18 protein-coding genes are annotated in these 15,052 nt (G+C 47.0%); 12 read left to right on the forward strand and 6 right to left on the reverse strand.

Translation table 11 applies throughout. The annotated features are described in order from the left end of the window. Positions 1-35: 35 nt before the first annotated feature. Positions 36-512 carry a CoxG family protein gene (locus AOC19_RS05720; protein ID WP_215374660.1) on the reverse strand — a complete coding sequence of 159 codons (477 nt, stop codon included), beginning with the start codon at positions 510-512 and terminating at the stop codon, positions 36-38. Between the two features lie 111 nt (positions 513-623). On the opposite strand from AOC19_RS05720, the gene AOC19_RS05725 reads away from it, so the two are divergent. The 8 genes from AOC19_RS05725 to AOC19_RS05760 all read left to right on the forward strand — a co-directional run bounded on the left by AOC19_RS05725 (position 624) and on the right by AOC19_RS05760 (position 7,790). After that, entirely contained in the window at positions 624-1,328 is a 705-nt protein-coding gene (locus AOC19_RS05725) for a TetR/AcrR family transcriptional regulator (RefSeq protein WP_215374663.1), read from the forward strand. A 1-nt stretch (position 1,329) separates the two neighbouring features. Then, entirely contained in the window at positions 1,330-1,788 is a 459-nt protein-coding gene (locus AOC19_RS05730) for a VOC family protein (protein WP_215374665.1), read from the forward strand. Positions 1,789-1,795: 7 nt separating this feature from the next. After that, positions 1,796-3,034, forward strand: a complete 1,239-nt coding sequence (locus AOC19_RS05735; RefSeq protein WP_215374668.1) for an FAD binding domain-containing protein — start codon at positions 1,796-1,798, stop codon at positions 3,032-3,034. Positions 3,035-3,135: 101 nt separating this feature from the next. Then, a complete protein-coding gene (locus tag AOC19_RS05740) occupies positions 3,136-4,371 on the forward strand; it encodes an ABC transporter substrate-binding protein (RefSeq protein WP_251367995.1) in 1,236 nt (411 codons plus the stop codon). 75 nt (positions 4,372-4,446) lie between these two features. After that, entirely contained in the window at positions 4,447-5,343 is an 897-nt protein-coding gene (locus tag AOC19_RS05745; RefSeq protein ID WP_251367996.1) for a branched-chain amino acid ABC transporter permease, read from the forward strand. A 14-nt stretch (positions 5,344-5,357) separates the two neighbouring features. Next, positions 5,358-6,317: a branched-chain amino acid ABC transporter permease gene (locus tag AOC19_RS05750; RefSeq protein WP_215374670.1), complete on the forward strand. Its 960-nt coding sequence runs from the start codon at positions 5,358-5,360 to the stop codon at positions 6,315-6,317. Beyond that, the gene (locus tag AOC19_RS05755) at positions 6,317-7,072 is read left to right on the forward strand and encodes an ABC transporter ATP-binding protein (protein ID WP_215374673.1); all 756 of its coding nucleotides are present in this window, start codon (positions 6,317-6,319) and stop codon (positions 7,070-7,072) included. Before AOC19_RS05750 ends, AOC19_RS05755 begins: the two co-directional genes overlap by 1 nt. 13 nt (positions 7,073-7,085) lie before the next feature. Beyond that, positions 7,086-7,790, forward strand: coding sequence for an ABC transporter ATP-binding protein (locus AOC19_RS05760; RefSeq protein ID WP_215374676.1), 705 nt, complete (start codon positions 7,086-7,088; stop codon positions 7,788-7,790). A gap of 16 nt (positions 7,791-7,806) precedes the next feature. Here the strand turns inward: AOC19_RS05760 and AOC19_RS05765 are convergent, their stop codons facing one another. Further along, positions 7,807-8,310 carry a YqaA family protein gene (locus tag AOC19_RS05765; RefSeq protein ID WP_215378175.1) on the reverse strand — a complete coding sequence of 168 codons (504 nt, stop codon included), beginning with the start codon at positions 8,308-8,310 and terminating at the stop codon, positions 7,807-7,809. 184 nt (positions 8,311-8,494) lie between these two features. On the opposite strand from AOC19_RS05765, the gene AOC19_RS05770 reads away from it, so the two are divergent. Next, positions 8,495-9,664 (forward strand): acyl-CoA dehydrogenase family protein, encoded by a 1,170-nt coding sequence (locus tag AOC19_RS05770; RefSeq protein WP_215374679.1) that lies wholly within the window; start codon positions 8,495-8,497, stop codon positions 9,662-9,664. A 47-nt stretch (positions 9,665-9,711) separates the two neighbouring features. Then, a complete protein-coding gene (locus AOC19_RS05775) occupies positions 9,712-10,896 on the forward strand; it encodes a CaiB/BaiF CoA transferase family protein (RefSeq protein WP_215374681.1) in 1,185 nt (394 codons plus the stop codon). On the opposite strand, the gene cls is transcribed toward AOC19_RS05775, so the two are convergent. From cls to AOC19_RS05790, 3 genes are read right to left on the reverse strand one after another with little or no spacing between them, the layout of a single operon-like run. After that, on the reverse strand, positions 10,893-12,368 hold the full coding sequence (cls, locus tag AOC19_RS05780; RefSeq protein WP_215374684.1) for a cardiolipin synthase: 1,476 nt from the start codon (positions 12,366-12,368) through the stop codon (positions 10,893-10,895). The genes AOC19_RS05775 and cls overlap by 4 nt on opposite strands. After that, positions 12,365-13,117 (reverse strand): endonuclease/exonuclease/phosphatase family protein, encoded by a 753-nt coding sequence (locus tag AOC19_RS05785; RefSeq protein WP_215374687.1) that lies wholly within the window; start codon positions 13,115-13,117, stop codon positions 12,365-12,367. The genes cls and AOC19_RS05785 overlap by 4 nt, the downstream gene beginning before the upstream one ends. Continuing rightward, positions 13,117-13,317 (reverse strand): hypothetical protein, encoded by a 201-nt coding sequence (locus AOC19_RS05790; protein WP_215301164.1) that lies wholly within the window; start codon positions 13,315-13,317, stop codon positions 13,117-13,119. The genes AOC19_RS05785 and AOC19_RS05790 overlap by 1 nt, the downstream gene beginning before the upstream one ends. A gap of 66 nt (positions 13,318-13,383) precedes the next feature. On the opposite strand from AOC19_RS05790, the gene AOC19_RS05795 reads away from it, so the two are divergent. Together AOC19_RS05795 and AOC19_RS05800 are read left to right on the forward strand one after the other, a co-directional pair. After that, entirely contained in the window at positions 13,384-14,079 is a 696-nt protein-coding gene (locus AOC19_RS05795) for an ABC transporter permease (protein WP_215374690.1), read from the forward strand. After that, positions 14,072-14,782, forward strand: a complete 711-nt coding sequence (locus AOC19_RS05800) for an ATP-binding cassette domain-containing protein (RefSeq protein ID WP_215374693.1) — start codon at positions 14,072-14,074, stop codon at positions 14,780-14,782. Before AOC19_RS05795 ends, AOC19_RS05800 begins: the two co-directional genes overlap by 8 nt. Here AOC19_RS05800 and AOC19_RS05805 read toward each other — a convergent pair whose 3' ends face one another. Beyond that, on the reverse strand, positions 14,783-15,052 hold the full coding sequence (locus tag AOC19_RS05805; protein ID WP_215374695.1) for a hypothetical protein: 270 nt from the start codon (positions 15,050-15,052) through the stop codon (positions 14,783-14,785).

Consider the following 15,052-nt stretch of genomic DNA (forward strand, 5'->3'; position numbering starts at 1 on the left):
CTCCTCCACCGCTTTTATATTTATATCGCTAAACCTTATTTGGCCTGCGCGTCCGACTCTAAGGGCGCCACCTCACCACCCAATTCTTTTGCAAATCGCTGAAAAAAGTCATCTGCAATCTTTTTGGCTGAAGCGCTAATTAAACGTCCGCCAATTTGTCCCAACTTACCCCCAATAGAGGCCTCTGTCGTATAAGAGATCAAAGTTCCACCTTCGGCAGCCCTCAATTCAACTCGTGAGCGCCCTTTTGCAAAGCCTGCAGCGCCGCCCGACCCTTCAAATGCCATTGAGCAGGATTGATCGGGAACAACATCACTCAGCAAAAGCTTTCCAGCGAATCTAGCTCTCACGGGCCCAATCTTGAACATGACCTTAGCGTGTATCTCCTCGGGCGAGATACGGCTAATTTCCTCACAGCCAGGAATGGACTTCGCTAGAACATCAATGTCATTCAAACCCTTCCAAACATCTGGGATTGGAGCAGCAATGAGTTGCTCGCCATTTAGTTCCATTACTTCTCCTTGGGGTTTGTACGAATAGAGTCTTATCTACCAATTGTTCAACAATGTACCATTATTTAACTTTTGGTCAATAAGGCCAAATTCGGATAAACCCTGATGACAATGAGTTTCGATCGAGACCGCAGCACAAGAAACAGTGTCGCTTCAGAAGTGACTGTCTCTGAGGTGCCCGCTCGTCGCAGAATGAGTACGGCAGATCGTAAGCGTCAAATACTGGATCGCGCAATTCAGTACTTTGCAAAACATGGAATTGATGGGCAACTCAGAAACTTAACAAAAGGGCTAGGTGTTACTCACACCCTGCTCTATCACTACTTTCCTACAAAGGATGCCTTAATTAAAGCCGTCTATGAGGATGTGTTTGAATCACGCTGGAAGCCAGAATGGGAGCAGTTACTAGATGACAAGCAGCTTTCACCAGAAGAAAAATTTAACGCGTTTTACACCGACTACTCAAATACGGTTCTCACCTACGATTTCGTGCGCATTTTGATTTTCTCAGGCTTAAGTGATCACTCAATCAGCGATCGATTCTTTGAGCTATTGCGCGATCGCCTATTGCCTAGACTCATTCGAGAAACTCGCAAACACTGCGGTCGCAGCACACGCGGCAAGCCTTCGCAGCGGGAATTAGAGTTTTTAATGGGTCTGCATGGTGGTATTTTTTACATCGGCATGCGCCGCTGGATTTATGGTCAAGCCATCTACGACTCAGGCAATCCCAATACAGAACAAGAAATCATCCAAGATCGCATTAGCTCTTACCTTATCTCAGCAAAAGCTTTATTTACTACCAGTAGAAAATAATATGACAAACCTCAGCCTAAATCATTTTTCCATACGAAGTCTTGAGATTGAGAAGACCACTCAGTTTTACAGCGAAGTACTAGGCCTGACAGTGGGGCCACGCCCAGAGTTTCCATTTCCAGGAGTTTGGCTTTACAACGGCGATGTAAACGATTGGGCTAATTCAGTCCTGCATTTAATTGCGATTGATAAGAATGATCCAAACGGCCTAAAGCAATATCTGGGTGAGCGTGACCCAAGTTCACTATATGGCTCTGGTGCCGTTGATCACATAGCATTCTTTGCCAAGGGACTGGAATCTAAATTAGCCCATCTTGATAAATTAGGCGTTCCGTGCAGGCAGCGAACAGTGCCAGCCCTGCAGCTTCACCAGCTTTTTTTAGACGACCCTAATGGCATCGTGATTGAGTTAAATTACCCTGCAGCTGAAAAAGCAGCGCTGGATGCCAAGGCTGCATAAGCAAAAAATGTCAAAAATTCTAGTCATCGGCGGATCCCTTGGAGGCTTATTTATAGCCAACATATTGCTGCGCCAAGGTCACGATGTCACCCTACTGGAAAAGACCGTTGGGTCTTTAGATGGTCGAGGCGCCGGAATCGTGACACATGATGCACTGGCAGATGCATTGCGTGAAGCAGGCATTGCTGTTGATAACAGCCTAGGAATTGCCGTATCGAAGCGCGTTACCTTGGGTGTCGATGGTGAGAGCTTAGGTGAAATGCAGCTTCCACAGATCCTAACTTCATGGAGCCGCCTTTACCACTTATTAAAAGAGAATTTTCCAAGTGAGCGTTACTTACAGGGCAAGAATGTATGCACAGTAAATCAAGACTCTAGTAGTGTTCAGGTAATCTGCGAGGATGGCAGCACCTATGGGGCAGATCTGCTAATTGCTTCTGACGGCATCCGCTCAGCAGTAAGGGCCCAAGTAGCACCAAATATTCAACCCGAATATGCGGGATATTTTGCATGGCGCGGTGTTTGCGATGAAAGTCATTTGTCGAATTACACCTTGGACACTTTATTTAATTATTTTGGATTCTGTCTGCCGAATGGCGAACAGATGCTTGGTTATCCAGTCGCAGGCCCCGGCAATGACACCAGGCCAGGTAAACGCCGCTATAACTTTGTTTGGTATCGCCCCGCGTCTGAGGATGTTGAGCTAGTCAAGCTTTTGACTGATGCGGATGGCCACCATTATCCAACTGGTATCCCACCACTAAAAGTGTCATGGAAGCATATCGCCGAAATGCGAACTGTTGCTCGAGAAATTCTGGCGCCCCAATATGCAGAAATTTTAGAAAAAACGGCCTCACCCTTCCTGCAAGCAATTTACGACCTTCGATCAGAGCAAATAGTCTTTGGCAGAATTGCCTTAATGGGTGATGCAGCTTTTGTTGGTCGACCACATGTTGGGATGGGCGTTACTAAAGCAGGTGATGAGGCAATGGCGATTGCGCGTCACATTAAGGCATTGGGTGCAAGCCCTGCAGCGCTCATGGCATACAGCAATGAACGACTCAATCTTGGGCAGCAGGTTGTTGCGAGAGCCCAATACCTAGGGCGTTACATGCAAGCCCAAGGCGGCAAAGGTACGAGGGATGGTAATAGCCTTCGCAGAAATGCAGACACCGTGATGGCGGAGACAGCAATTGATATCAGCAACTTGCTAGCCGAAGGGAAAGCAGTTCCAGAATCGCATTAAAAACTTGATGTAGATTTACGTATTACCAGAAGCGTTCAGTTAAGATTTACGAAGCAAAAAGTATTCTTATTAACAAACTGTTTTAAATGGAGGAGACAACCATGAAACAAAAAGTAACGAATCAAACCAGAAGAAAGATGTTGATCGGCGGAGCTGCTGCAGCTAGTACCCCGCTTTGGATGAACATGGCGAGTGCCCAATCTGAAACTATCAAGATTGGCTTCCCTACGCCGCTAACAGGCCCCTTCTCCGCCGAAGCACAGGATCAAGTAAAAGCGGCTGAACTGGCTATTAAAGAATTCAACGATGCAGGTGGCTTCAATGGTCGCAAAGCTGAACTGTTGGTGCGTGATGACAAGCTCAATCCAGGCGAAGCTGCAACGCGTACCCTGGAATTGATTGAAAAAGATAAGGTGAATTTTGTTGTGGGCTCACTGTCTGCAGCAACCCAACTCTCCATTAATGCCGTTTGCAAAGAGCGCAAGGTACTTTTTAATTCCATCAGTCAATCTGATGCTATTAATGAAGCAAAAGATTGGAGCGTATACACTTTCCATGAAGCATTGAATCCAACCATGACAGCTGGCGCAGTAGCTCGCTACTCTATCCCGCGTTTTGGCAAAAAAATTGTATACCTCACTGCTGACTATGCTTATGGTCATGAGATGGTGCGCGCCTTTGAACGTGCAGGCAAAGAGATGGGCGCTACTACTTTGGCAGATATTCGCCATCCGTTAGGTGCATCTGATTATTCCGCGTTCTTGCCACGTATTAAAGCCCTGAACCCGGACATTTTGGTTCTCTGTAACTTTGGTCGCGATCTGGTGAATGCTGCAAAACAATGTACCGATTTTGGCCTGAAGTCCAGCATGAAAATTGTTACTCCCGTATTGCTCTACACTGCTCGCCTAGCTGGAGGCCCGGAAGCATTCGAAGGAATTATCGGTGGCACTTCTTACTATTGGGGTCTCGAGGATCGCATCCCAACAGCAAAAACATTCAACGATGCATTCCGCAAAATGTACAACGGTTCAGTGCCATCAGACTACGGTGCACTAGGTTACGCTGGCGTAAAAACCGTTCTTGCAGCTGTTAAAGTCGCCAAATCTACCGACACAATGAAGGTGGTTACTGCCTTAGAAAATCTCAAATACGACTTCTATAAGGGTCCTGAGTACTACCGCAAGTGTGACCATCAAGCTGTTCAAACAGTCATCATCGTGGAGTCCAAATCAAAGAATATGAAAGATAAGTATGACGTCTTCAATATTCTGACGATTGAACCAACAACTGAGAAGAATATGCGTAGTTGCGCGGAGCTGGGCCACAAGGCTTAAATCTGAAATTTCAGGGCAGATCAACTGATTTGTCCTGAACCCTCCCCCGATGCCTATGGTTGAAGGGGAGTTTTTATGAGCACTAATATGACCGGCCTTACATTTGAACTTCTTTGCATGCAGCTACTAACCGGGGTTGCCCTGGGTAGCATCTATGCACTACTCGCCCTTGGCTTATGCCTTATTTTTGGCATGCTCAATGTGGTGAACTTTGCCCATGGCGCCTTTTTTATGGTTGGCGCATTTATGGGTGTCTATTTCCTGGGTGTAACCGGGAATTTTTGGTTTAGCTTAATTCTGACACCGCTTGCTACTGGCGTCCTTGGATTATTGACTGAGCGATTCTTAGTGCGCCCCTTATACGGTCGCGGCATAGATTACCCGCTTTTACTTACCTTTGGACTGTCTTATGTCCTTATTGAGGCAATGCGCGTCACTTTTGGCATTGAAGGTTTACCTTCAGTCACTCCAGACGGATTAAAAGGCACCATGGACGTTGGTATTGGCTTTTTCCCAAAATATCGTCTATTCCTGATTGCAGCTACAGCGGTCATTATTTTCGGGGTCTGGTTTTTCATTCAAAAGACACGCTTCGGTCTCATCATTAAGGCGGGTGCTGCTGACCAAGAGATCGTAAAGGTACTTGGTGTTGACATTGCCAAGGTGTGGCTAATGGTGTTTGGACTTGGTTGTGCGATCGCCGGTCTATCTGGAATACTAGCCTCACCTACTCGCTCCGTTAACCCTGAAATGGGTATTCCAATCTTGGCAGAGTCTTTTGTTGTTACGGTTGTTGGGGGTATGGGCTCGCCAGTCGGCGCTGTTGTCGCAGGATTATTGGTTGGCATTGTCTATAGCATGACATCCTTATTTTTCCCAGATCTTGCAGAGCTCTCCATCTTTGTCTTGATGGCAGTAGTTCTTTTAATCCGACCACAAGGTTTATTTGGCAAAGCGGGGGCGATGGGTTAATCCCCCGAATATTTATGAAATCATTTTTCCAACTCATTGGACGCCATCGCGTGCTCGCAAGTAGCCTCTTCCTGATGATCTTTCCATTCATCATGCCGTATGAAGCGCTTGCCATCAATATCTTGATCTTTGGCTTATTTGCCATGGGCTTCAATCTCCTGTTCGGCTACATGGGGCTTCTATCGTTTGGGCATGCGGCCTTCCTTGGTATTGGCAGCTACCTCACTGGCATTGGAATCGTCCACTACGCCATGCCTTGGGGTGCGGCAATCATAGTGGGCGTGATTGGTGCAGCTATTGGTGGACTCATTATGGGCTTCCTAGCCATTCGTACCAGAGGTATTTACTTCTCAATGGTCACGCTAGCTTTAGGTCAAATTGTGTTTTATTGCTTTTATAAGGCAGAAAGTTTGACTGGCGGAGAGAATGGCTTAAGAGGGGTACGGGTTGATTCCTTCAATATTCTTGGCATCCCAGTAGATTTTCTAAATCCACTAGTAAAGTACTACATCATTCTCTTTTTTGTAGTCATTGCTATTTGGCTCATCTCTCGAATTCTGAGCTCCCCTCTTGGCGCTGTAATGGAGGCTATTCGCGAAAATGAGAAACGTGCTGCGGCCTGCGGATTTGATGTCGCCCGTACGAAGCTATTGGTATTTGTATTGTCAGCCGCCATCTGTGGCCTAGCCGGTTCATTACGTGCACTCCATCTGTCGATTGTTCCGATAGACTCACTCCACTACCTCCAATCAGGACAGGCTGTAATGATGAGTATTTTGGGCGGTATGGGCACTTTCTTTGGGCCATTTATTGGTGCCGCAGTCATGCTCTATTTAGAGGATGTGGTAACCACTTTCACCAAGCACTGGATGGCCGTCATTGGACTAGTGTTCATGTTCTTTGTATTGTTCTTCCCCAAAGGAATCTGGGGAACCATCTTGAGCAAGCTAAACCTCAATCAGGATTCGAAATAATGAGCAGCTCAAACCAAACCCCTATCCTCGAGGCCCGCAATGTCAGCAAGAGCTTTGGGAAATTTAAGGCCCTGCAAGATGTATCGACCACATTTATGCCTGGCTCACTCACAGCAATCATTGGCCCCAATGGCGCAGGAAAGAGCACATTCTTCAATGTCCTCAGCGGCGCCTTTCCCCCTACAAGCGGTCAAATATTATTTAACGGTAAAGATATTACCGGCATGCAGCAATATGAATTTGCTCGTATCGGTATCTCTAAGAGTTTTCAGATTACAAATGTTTTTAAGCAACTAAGCGTTCATGAAAATGTCCGCGTTGCCGCACAAATGGAAACGGCGCGCTACAACTTTTTACGAAATGCCCAAAGCTATCCAGGGCCAATCGAGCTTGCTGACCAACTCTTACGTCGCGTCAATCTAGAGCACCTGCGCAATAAAAAAACGGGTGACTTGGCTCATGGTCAGCAACGTGCATTAGAAATCGCTATGGCCCTGGCTTGTAACCCTAGTCTTCTGTTGCTAGATGAACCAACTGCGGGCATGTCCCCTGAAGAGACCCTCGTGATGATGGATCTTATTCGCACGCTAGCAAATGAAAGAACGGTTATTTTGGTTGAACATAAGATGAAACTTATCATGGGTTTATGTAAACGCATCATCGTTCTGCATCATGGTGAGTTTTTGGCCGAAGGTACTCCAGAAGAAATTCAAAATAATGCAGAGGTACGACGTGTGTACCTAGGCCAAGGTTAACGAAGGTTTATATATGTTGCGCGTAGAAAATTTAAATGCCTGGTATGACCGTAGCCATGTTCTACAGGGAGTATCTTTGGAAGTAAATAAGGGTGAAATCGTTACATTAATGGGCCGCAATGGTGCTGGCAAGACGACCACCCTACGCTCCTTAATGGGCCTGCTCTCAAAAAGGGAGGGCAAGGCCTCTATTGATGGCATCTCATTCTTGAATCTTGCTGCGCATGAGCGCTACCACTTAGGTTTGGCATACGTCCCGGAGGATCGGCGTATTGTTCCAGGATTAACTGTCAAAGAAAATTTAGAGCTGGGCGTTATTGCCAAGAAAAGTCGTGGTGATATGAGCGCCATGGTCGACGAGATCGCAGAAACCTTTCCCCGCCTCAAGGAGAGATTGCATCAAGATGGAACCTCTATGTCAGGCGGTGAACAGCAGATGCTAGCCATCGCACGAGCTATGATTGCAAAGCCTAAAGTCATTCTTTTAGATGAGCCATCAGAAGGCATCATGCCAGTCTTGGTAGAAGAAATGTTTGAGCTGTTTGCCAAACTCAAGCAACAAGGTATAACGATCTTATTGGTTGAGCAAAATGTTCAACAAGCACTCAAGATTTCTGACCGTGCCTATATCTTGGATCAAGGCGAAATTGTTTTCCATGACACCGCCCAAAATCTTTTAAATAATGATGAGATTCAGCAAAAATATTGCGCTGTATAAGTCTTAAACGCCTTGTTTAAATGATATGAAGCCAATGCCCCAGTTGGTGCCAGACGCTATTAGGGACTAAGGTTAAAAGCCAGGTCATGGTGAGATAACGCAGCAGTTTGCCTATAAACATATATACGAGACAAGGGGCCCAAGCCAACCTGAGCCAGCCTGCCGCCAAACAAAGGGGGTCACCAAAACCAGGCAACCAAGACAAGAGGAGCATCTTAGGCCCCCGCTCTTCCAGCCAGCGCTGCATTCTGCTGTTAGAAGGCCCCTTTAGAGACTCGAAACTATTACGGCTAATCAGCCCTAGCCACCAATCCAACATACCCCCTAAGGTGTTCCCAATAGTGGCAACCATAATCGCGACCCAATATAAATGGGGGTTGACTGAAACATACCCAAAAAGGATGGGCTCAGAGCCGACAGGTAGCAAAGTGGCAGAGACAAAGGCGCTGATAAAAACTGCCGGCAAGCCAACTGATGGCATCCCAAAAAATTCAAAAAACTGGCTCAGCATTTGCTCCATTAAGCAAGGAGTCCTAGCGGGTTTACAAGTGAGCATCTGGTCATCCCTCAAGTATGCCCCAATAGGTATCGAAACCGTCCGCCATCTGAGTTTGATGCCTACTCTGGCTCGCCCGAAATTCTCAATTCTTGCTTAAACTGTAGGTATTAACCCATTTATCAACCACCTTTTTATAGATAGTCACATGAATCACCCCATTCCCAAGCCCGACCAATACCAAGACATGCGTGAAGCCTTACGCGACCTTTGCGGCAGTTTTGACTCCGCTTACTGGCAAAAAGTAGATCATGAACGGGCTTACCCAGAAGCTTTCGTTGATGCAATGGCAGAGGCTGGCTGGTTGGCTGCCTTGATTCCCGAGGAATTTGGTGGCTCAGGCTTAGGCCTTGCTGAAGCCTCAGTGATCATGGAAGAAATTAACTTCTCTGGTGGCAATGCGGGTTCTTGTCACGGCCAGATGTACAACATGGGCACCCTGCTGCGCCATGGCTCTGATGTGCAGAAGAAGCTCTACCTTCCCAAAATTGCTACTGGTGAATTGCGCCTCCAAAGCATGGCGGTTACTGAACCCACAACAGGTACCGATACCACCAAGCTCAAAACGACTGCCGTCAAAAAAGGTGACAAGTATGTTGTGAATGGCCAGAAGGTGTGGATCTCCCGTATTCAGCATTCTGACTTGATGATTCTTTTAGCGCGCACTACTCCGCTGGCAGAAGTAAAGAAAAAATCTGAGGGCATGTCGATCTTTATCGTTGATCTCAAACAGGCGATTGGCAACGGCATGGCAATCCAGCCGATTGCCAATATGGTCAATCATGAAACCAATGAAGTCTTCTTCGACAACCTCGAGATCCCTGCAGAGAATTTAATTGGTGAAGAAGGTCAAGGGTTTAAATATATTTTGGATGGCCTCAATGCAGAGCGTGTCCTGATTGCAGCGGAGTGTATTGGTGATGCCTATTGGTTTGTCGATAAATCACGTCGTTATGCCAATGAGCGCGTCGTGTTTGATCGCCCTATTGGTAAGAATCAAGGTATTCAGTTTCCAATTGCGGACTCTTTTATTGAGACTGAAGCTGCCAATCTAATGCGCTTTAAGGCTTGTGAGCTATTTGATACCAAGCAAGCTTGTGGCGCCGAATCCAATATGGCCAAGTACTTAGCGGCTAAAGCATCTTGGGAAGCGGCTAATGTCTGTTTGCAAACCCACGGCGGCTTTGGTTTTGCTAATGAATATGATGTCGAGCGCAAGTTCCGAGAAACCCGCCTCTATCAAGTAGCGCCAATCTCGACCAACCTCATCTACTCTTACGTAGCTGAGCATATCTTAGGCCTGCCTCGCTCTTTCTAATTCTTTAGAATTTTTTTCTTTTATTCAGTTTTCGGACCAGTAATTACATGAGCATTCGCCCTTTAGATGGCATTACCGTAGTGTCTTTGGAGCACGCTATTGCTGCTCCTTTTTGTACACGCCAATTAGCGGATTTAGGTGCACGGGTCATTAAGGTGGAGCGGCCTGGAGCTGGCGACTTTGCCCGAGCATATGATGAACGCGTCAACGGCATGTCATCTCATTTCACTTGGGTGAATCGCTCTAAGGAAAGCCTAACCTTAGATCTCAAGCAAGAATCTGCCCTCGCAGCTCTCAAGGCACTTCTCAAAACAGCGGATGTGCTCGTGCAGAACTTAGCACCTGGCGCGGCAGCTCGTATGGGCTTAACTGCAGAGCTCTTACAGAAAGACAATCCAGGTTTAATTTTGTGCGACATCTCTGGCTATGGAATCGATGGCCCTTATCGCGACAAAAAGGCCTATGACTTGCTAATTCAAAGTGAAGCTGGATTCTTATCAGTTACCGGCACTCCCGAGACCCCCAGTAAGGCGGGTAATTCAATTGCTGATATTGCTGCAGGCATGTACGCCTACACGAATGTGCTGGCTGCCCTCTTGCAAAGAGGTAAGACTGGTAAGGGATCAACTATCGACGTTTCCATGCTCGAGTCTTTAGGTGAATGGATGAGCTATCCGCTCTACTACGCTTATGAGGGCGCCGCCCCTCCTCCTCGTAATGGTGCATCTCATGCCACGATTTATCCTTATGGGCCATTTAAGGCGGGCGATGGTGGCACGGTCATGCTGGGACTTCAAAACGACCGTGAGTGGGTTTTATTTTGCGAGGTAGTGCTCGAAAATTCAACGCTAGCCAAAGATGCGCGCTTTGATAAAAACTTCAAACGCAATGAGAAGCGAGATGAATTGCTCTCCATTATTGATGCTTGTTTTAGCAAGCTCACTACCGAGCAAGTGATTGCAAAGCTGGATCAAGCCCAAATTGCTAATGCACGTCTGAATGATATGCAAGGCTTATGGAATCATGAGCAACTCAAAGCAAGGGATCGCTGGGTACAGGTGGAGTCGCCCGTAGGCCTTGTTCCAGCTATGCTACCTCCCGGTAGCAACAATAGCTTCGACTACCGCATGGATGCTATTCCCGCTGTGGGCCAGCACACCAATGCAATCCTATCTGAGCTGGGCATATCAACAAGTCAAATCGAATCGATGCGCGCTCAAGGAGCGATTTAAAGTAGAGGTGAAGACAGGTGGGCAGCGTTCTCAAGCATGACACGCCAACGTGGTCGCTTAGCCCACTTGACCGGATCGACCATATCGGATTGGGCCAGGTAGGACTCAATCAAAGTCTCTAGCTTGGCGCAAAACTCATCGTTGTACACAATTAAGCTAATTTCAAAATTCAGTCGCAAGCTGCGCTGATCAAAATTGACTGAACCGAAAACCGCTACTCGCTTATCTATCAATAAGCTCTTAGTGTGCAGCAGCCCACCATGGAACTCGGCAATATTGACGCCAGCACCCATTAAGTCAGCATAGAAACTGCGACTACTCCAGGCGACTAATGTCGAATCGTTTAATTTAGGAACAATTAAAGTGACCTTCACGCCACGACCAGCAGCCGCCATCAAGGCCTGAATTAAGCCATCATCTGGACCAAAGTACGGCGTCGTAATAATGAGCTCTTCACGCGCATCCATGATGGCTGAGAGCAACACTTGATACAAGATATCGTCACGATAAACGGGTCCAGAAGAAAACTCTTGAGCCAGTACACGACCTACGGCGGGAGTAGATGCTGGTATCACGTCATCGAAATGTGTAATGCTGGGATTATCTACACTCCAATCGAAAGAGAATGTCAGCTCAAATTGAGATGCTACCGGTCCTTCGATTCTGACCATGGCATCGACCCACTCACCCACACCAGAATCCTGTTTAAAACTGCGCGGATCAACCATGTTCATGCTGCCAGTCCAAACAATGGTGTTATCGATCACAAATATTTTTCGATGTAGCCTGAGGTCAGCACGGCGAAACTGGAAGCGGCCAATCTGAATTGGCAATGCTTCAGTGACCTGAATGCCAGCATTTCTGAAGCGGCTAGGCCAGCTTGATTTAAACCAGTCTTTGCTGCCCAAGGAATCTAGTAAGACCTTGCAAGCTACACCTCGTTTAGCCGCCGCAATTAAAGCCTCACCCACGCGATCTGCATCACCGCCAAGAGCCCAAATATAAAATTCTAGATGTAGTGATTTCTTTGCCTGATTTATTTCATCAATAAAATCTTGCAGAATGTTCAGTGAATTCGTGTGAAGTTCAATCTGATTACCGGCAATCACCGGGGAGCCATTCTTAGACTGCGCCAAGAGACTTAGCGCCCTACCCTCAACTGGTAGCAATTGCCTATCGGCCTGATAGTGCGTACGCATTGCTTCCGTAATGGCAGCGTACTCTTTATCCATGCGAATAATTTTTCGCGTGAGCTTTCGACCTACTGGACGTTCGCCAATCAAAACGTAGAGACTGATACCAAGAAGCGGGAACAAAACCACAATGAGGAACCATGCAAGAACCACTCCTACCGGCCTTCTGACGGAGATTAATCTGAAGCCAAACAGAAGCACAATAAGAATGTGGAGTAATGGAACCCAAATAAGAGAGAAGCCAAAAGTAGTTCCCAATAAATAATTTAAAAAGCTCATTCGATTTCCAGTTCAGCAGTAATACCCAAGTGATCAGAAAGCTTCATCCATTCGCGCAGTATTTCTGCAGAATGAATCTTCAAGCCTCGCACATAAATTCGGTCCATCGGCAAAATCGGCTTCACGCTGGGAAAAGTTTTTGCAGGGGCGCCTGTGAGCGCCTCAAAAACTTCACTAAACCCAGCGGCACGCATCGGTGCGCTGACGCGATTACGCCAATCATTAAAGTCACCAGCCACAATAGTGGGGCCACCATTAGCAAGCGTATCAATGTAGCGAATAATTTCTTCCAATTGACGCTCTCGCCCTCTTTCAAATAAAGCCAGGTGCACACAGAAACAATGGATTGGGGTTGTAACACCCTCCAACTGAGTAATGCTATGGAGTAAGCCACGCCGCTCAAATCGATAGGCCGAAATATCGTAGTTTTCACCCTTGTGCAAAGGTCTTTTAGACAGAATGGCATTACCGTGATGACCATCTGGATATTCAACATTTTTACCGTAATGCCAATCATGCCAAAAGTCTTCAGATAAAAAATGGGTCAGCTCTGTCACAGGCCATTGACCAAATCTCCTAATACGCCCGCGATGCTCTTGCTGAAGCTCTTGCAAAAACAGTAAATCAGGATGATGACTGCGCATCTTCTGACGCAACTCATAAATCGTGGATTTTCTATGCAAGGGTGATAAGCCCTTATGCACATTCATCGTCATGACGCTAAAGCGGCCCAACTGCAATTGCGTCATTAAAACTGTCCTGCAGCACGCTGCCGTCGCACACGTGCTAAATAGATTTCACCCTCAACTAGATCTTGGCATTGCATGCATTTATTGCAAATCGATGCCTGCTCACGCAACTCATCAATCGAGTCGATGGGATGGGTATCGAGATATTCACGAAGATCAACATCGAGAACCTCATTACAGAGGCAAATGACTTCAGCCATGAACTTAAGAAAAGGAAATTGTGTGCATTTATGCCATTTTGCCATCGCCTTGCTAGAATCAAGCCCATGTTGATGACCTTTCAGGACGCCTTTAAGCTTCTCGCGCATTTAGATGCCGGGGTGATGGGTATTGTCCTGGTCTCCTTACAGGTCAGTTTGACGGCGCTGCTCTTGGGCACACTGATCGGACTCCCTTTAGGAGCACTTCTAGCGACCGAAGAATTCAAAGGCAAAAAGACCATTACGGTCACCCTAAATACCCTGATGGGCGTTCCCACGGTCATCGTTGGCGTGGTGGTCTACCTCATGCTCTCCCGAACAGGGCCTTTGGGGGTATGGGGATGGCTTTTTACACCCAAAGGTATGATCGTGGCCCAAACACTCCTTACAACCCCCTTAATCGCTGCCCTAAGCCGTCAAATCCTGGAGGATTCCTGGAGAATTCATCGGGATTCCTTTATGGCGCTCCGCTTACCCAGAATATCCTCCCTGAAATGGCTGATTTGGGACTGCCGCTTCTCACTCACAATTGCCGTCCTGGCTGGACTTGCCAGAGCGATATCCGAGGTTGGCGCTGTGATGATCGTCGGCGGCAATATTGATAAATCCACCCGCACCATGACAACGGCGATTGCTCTAGAGACCAGTAAAGGCGATCTACCTTTAGCGCTAGCCCTTGGCATCGTCCTACTGGGTATTGTGTTGCTGGCAAATCTCTTTACATTTGCAGTACGAGAAATTGCGGAGCGTCGCTATGGTTAATGCCATCGAACAATTTGTACAATTCATTGAATTGAAAGGCGTCATCGTCAAAAGTGATGGACGCATCATCTTAGATATTCCACATGCAGTCATTCCTGCCGATCGAATTTGCGCCTGCATTGGTCCTAATGGCGCAGGAAAAACAACCTTCCTCAAATTGATTGATGGTTTGATCAAACCAGATTCAGGCACGGTCACCCACTCCAGCGGCTCGATCAAATCATCTCTCGTATTGCATCACACACCCATGATTAAGGCTTCGACAAAAACCAATATTGCCATGGTGAAAGATGCTGATCCCTCTATTCAGTCTGGTGCGATTGAAGCAGTGATGGAGCAAATCGGCTTAAGTCATCTTGCCAACAGCCCTGCGCATAAATTGTCAGCAGGCGAAAGGCAAAAACTCTGCCTAGGTCGAGTCATTCTGCAAAAACCCAATTTGGTTTTGCTTGATGAGCCTACAGCCAATTTGGATCCCAATACCACCGAGCAAGTAGAAGAAATCATTCGTCAATTTAAGCATCAAGGCTCCAACGTGATCTTCACGTCTCACCAACTTGCACAAGTACAACGTATTGCAGAGTACATTCTCTTCATCGATCAGGGTCAGCTAAAAGAAAAAGGACCCGTAGGTCCTTTCTTTACTGATCCTCAAACACAAGCAGCTAAACGCTACTTACATCAAGAGTTACTCGCCGAGTAATTACTTTGCTGCTGGCGCTGCAGCTACAGGCGCAACAAATGGAGGTGGCGCAACACAGGCTGCAGGAGCCGGTGTTCCAGGCACTCTAAATTGATCCGCAACCTTGTTTTGAGCTTGGCATAACTTAAATGCACCAACTCGATCGCCATAAGCAGCCTTTGCTTTAGCCAAAGTAGCAGCCTCTTGAGCTTCAGGGCTTAACGGTGGCAAAGCAGCAAAAGCAGCTGCGGTAGCGAATGAGAATAGTGTGAAAGCGATGATTTTTTTCAT

It is taken from the genome of Polynucleobacter asymbioticus, assembly GCF_018687575.1.
GTDB classification, from domain to species: domain Bacteria; phylum Pseudomonadota; class Gammaproteobacteria; order Burkholderiales; family Burkholderiaceae; genus Polynucleobacter; species Polynucleobacter asymbioticus_C.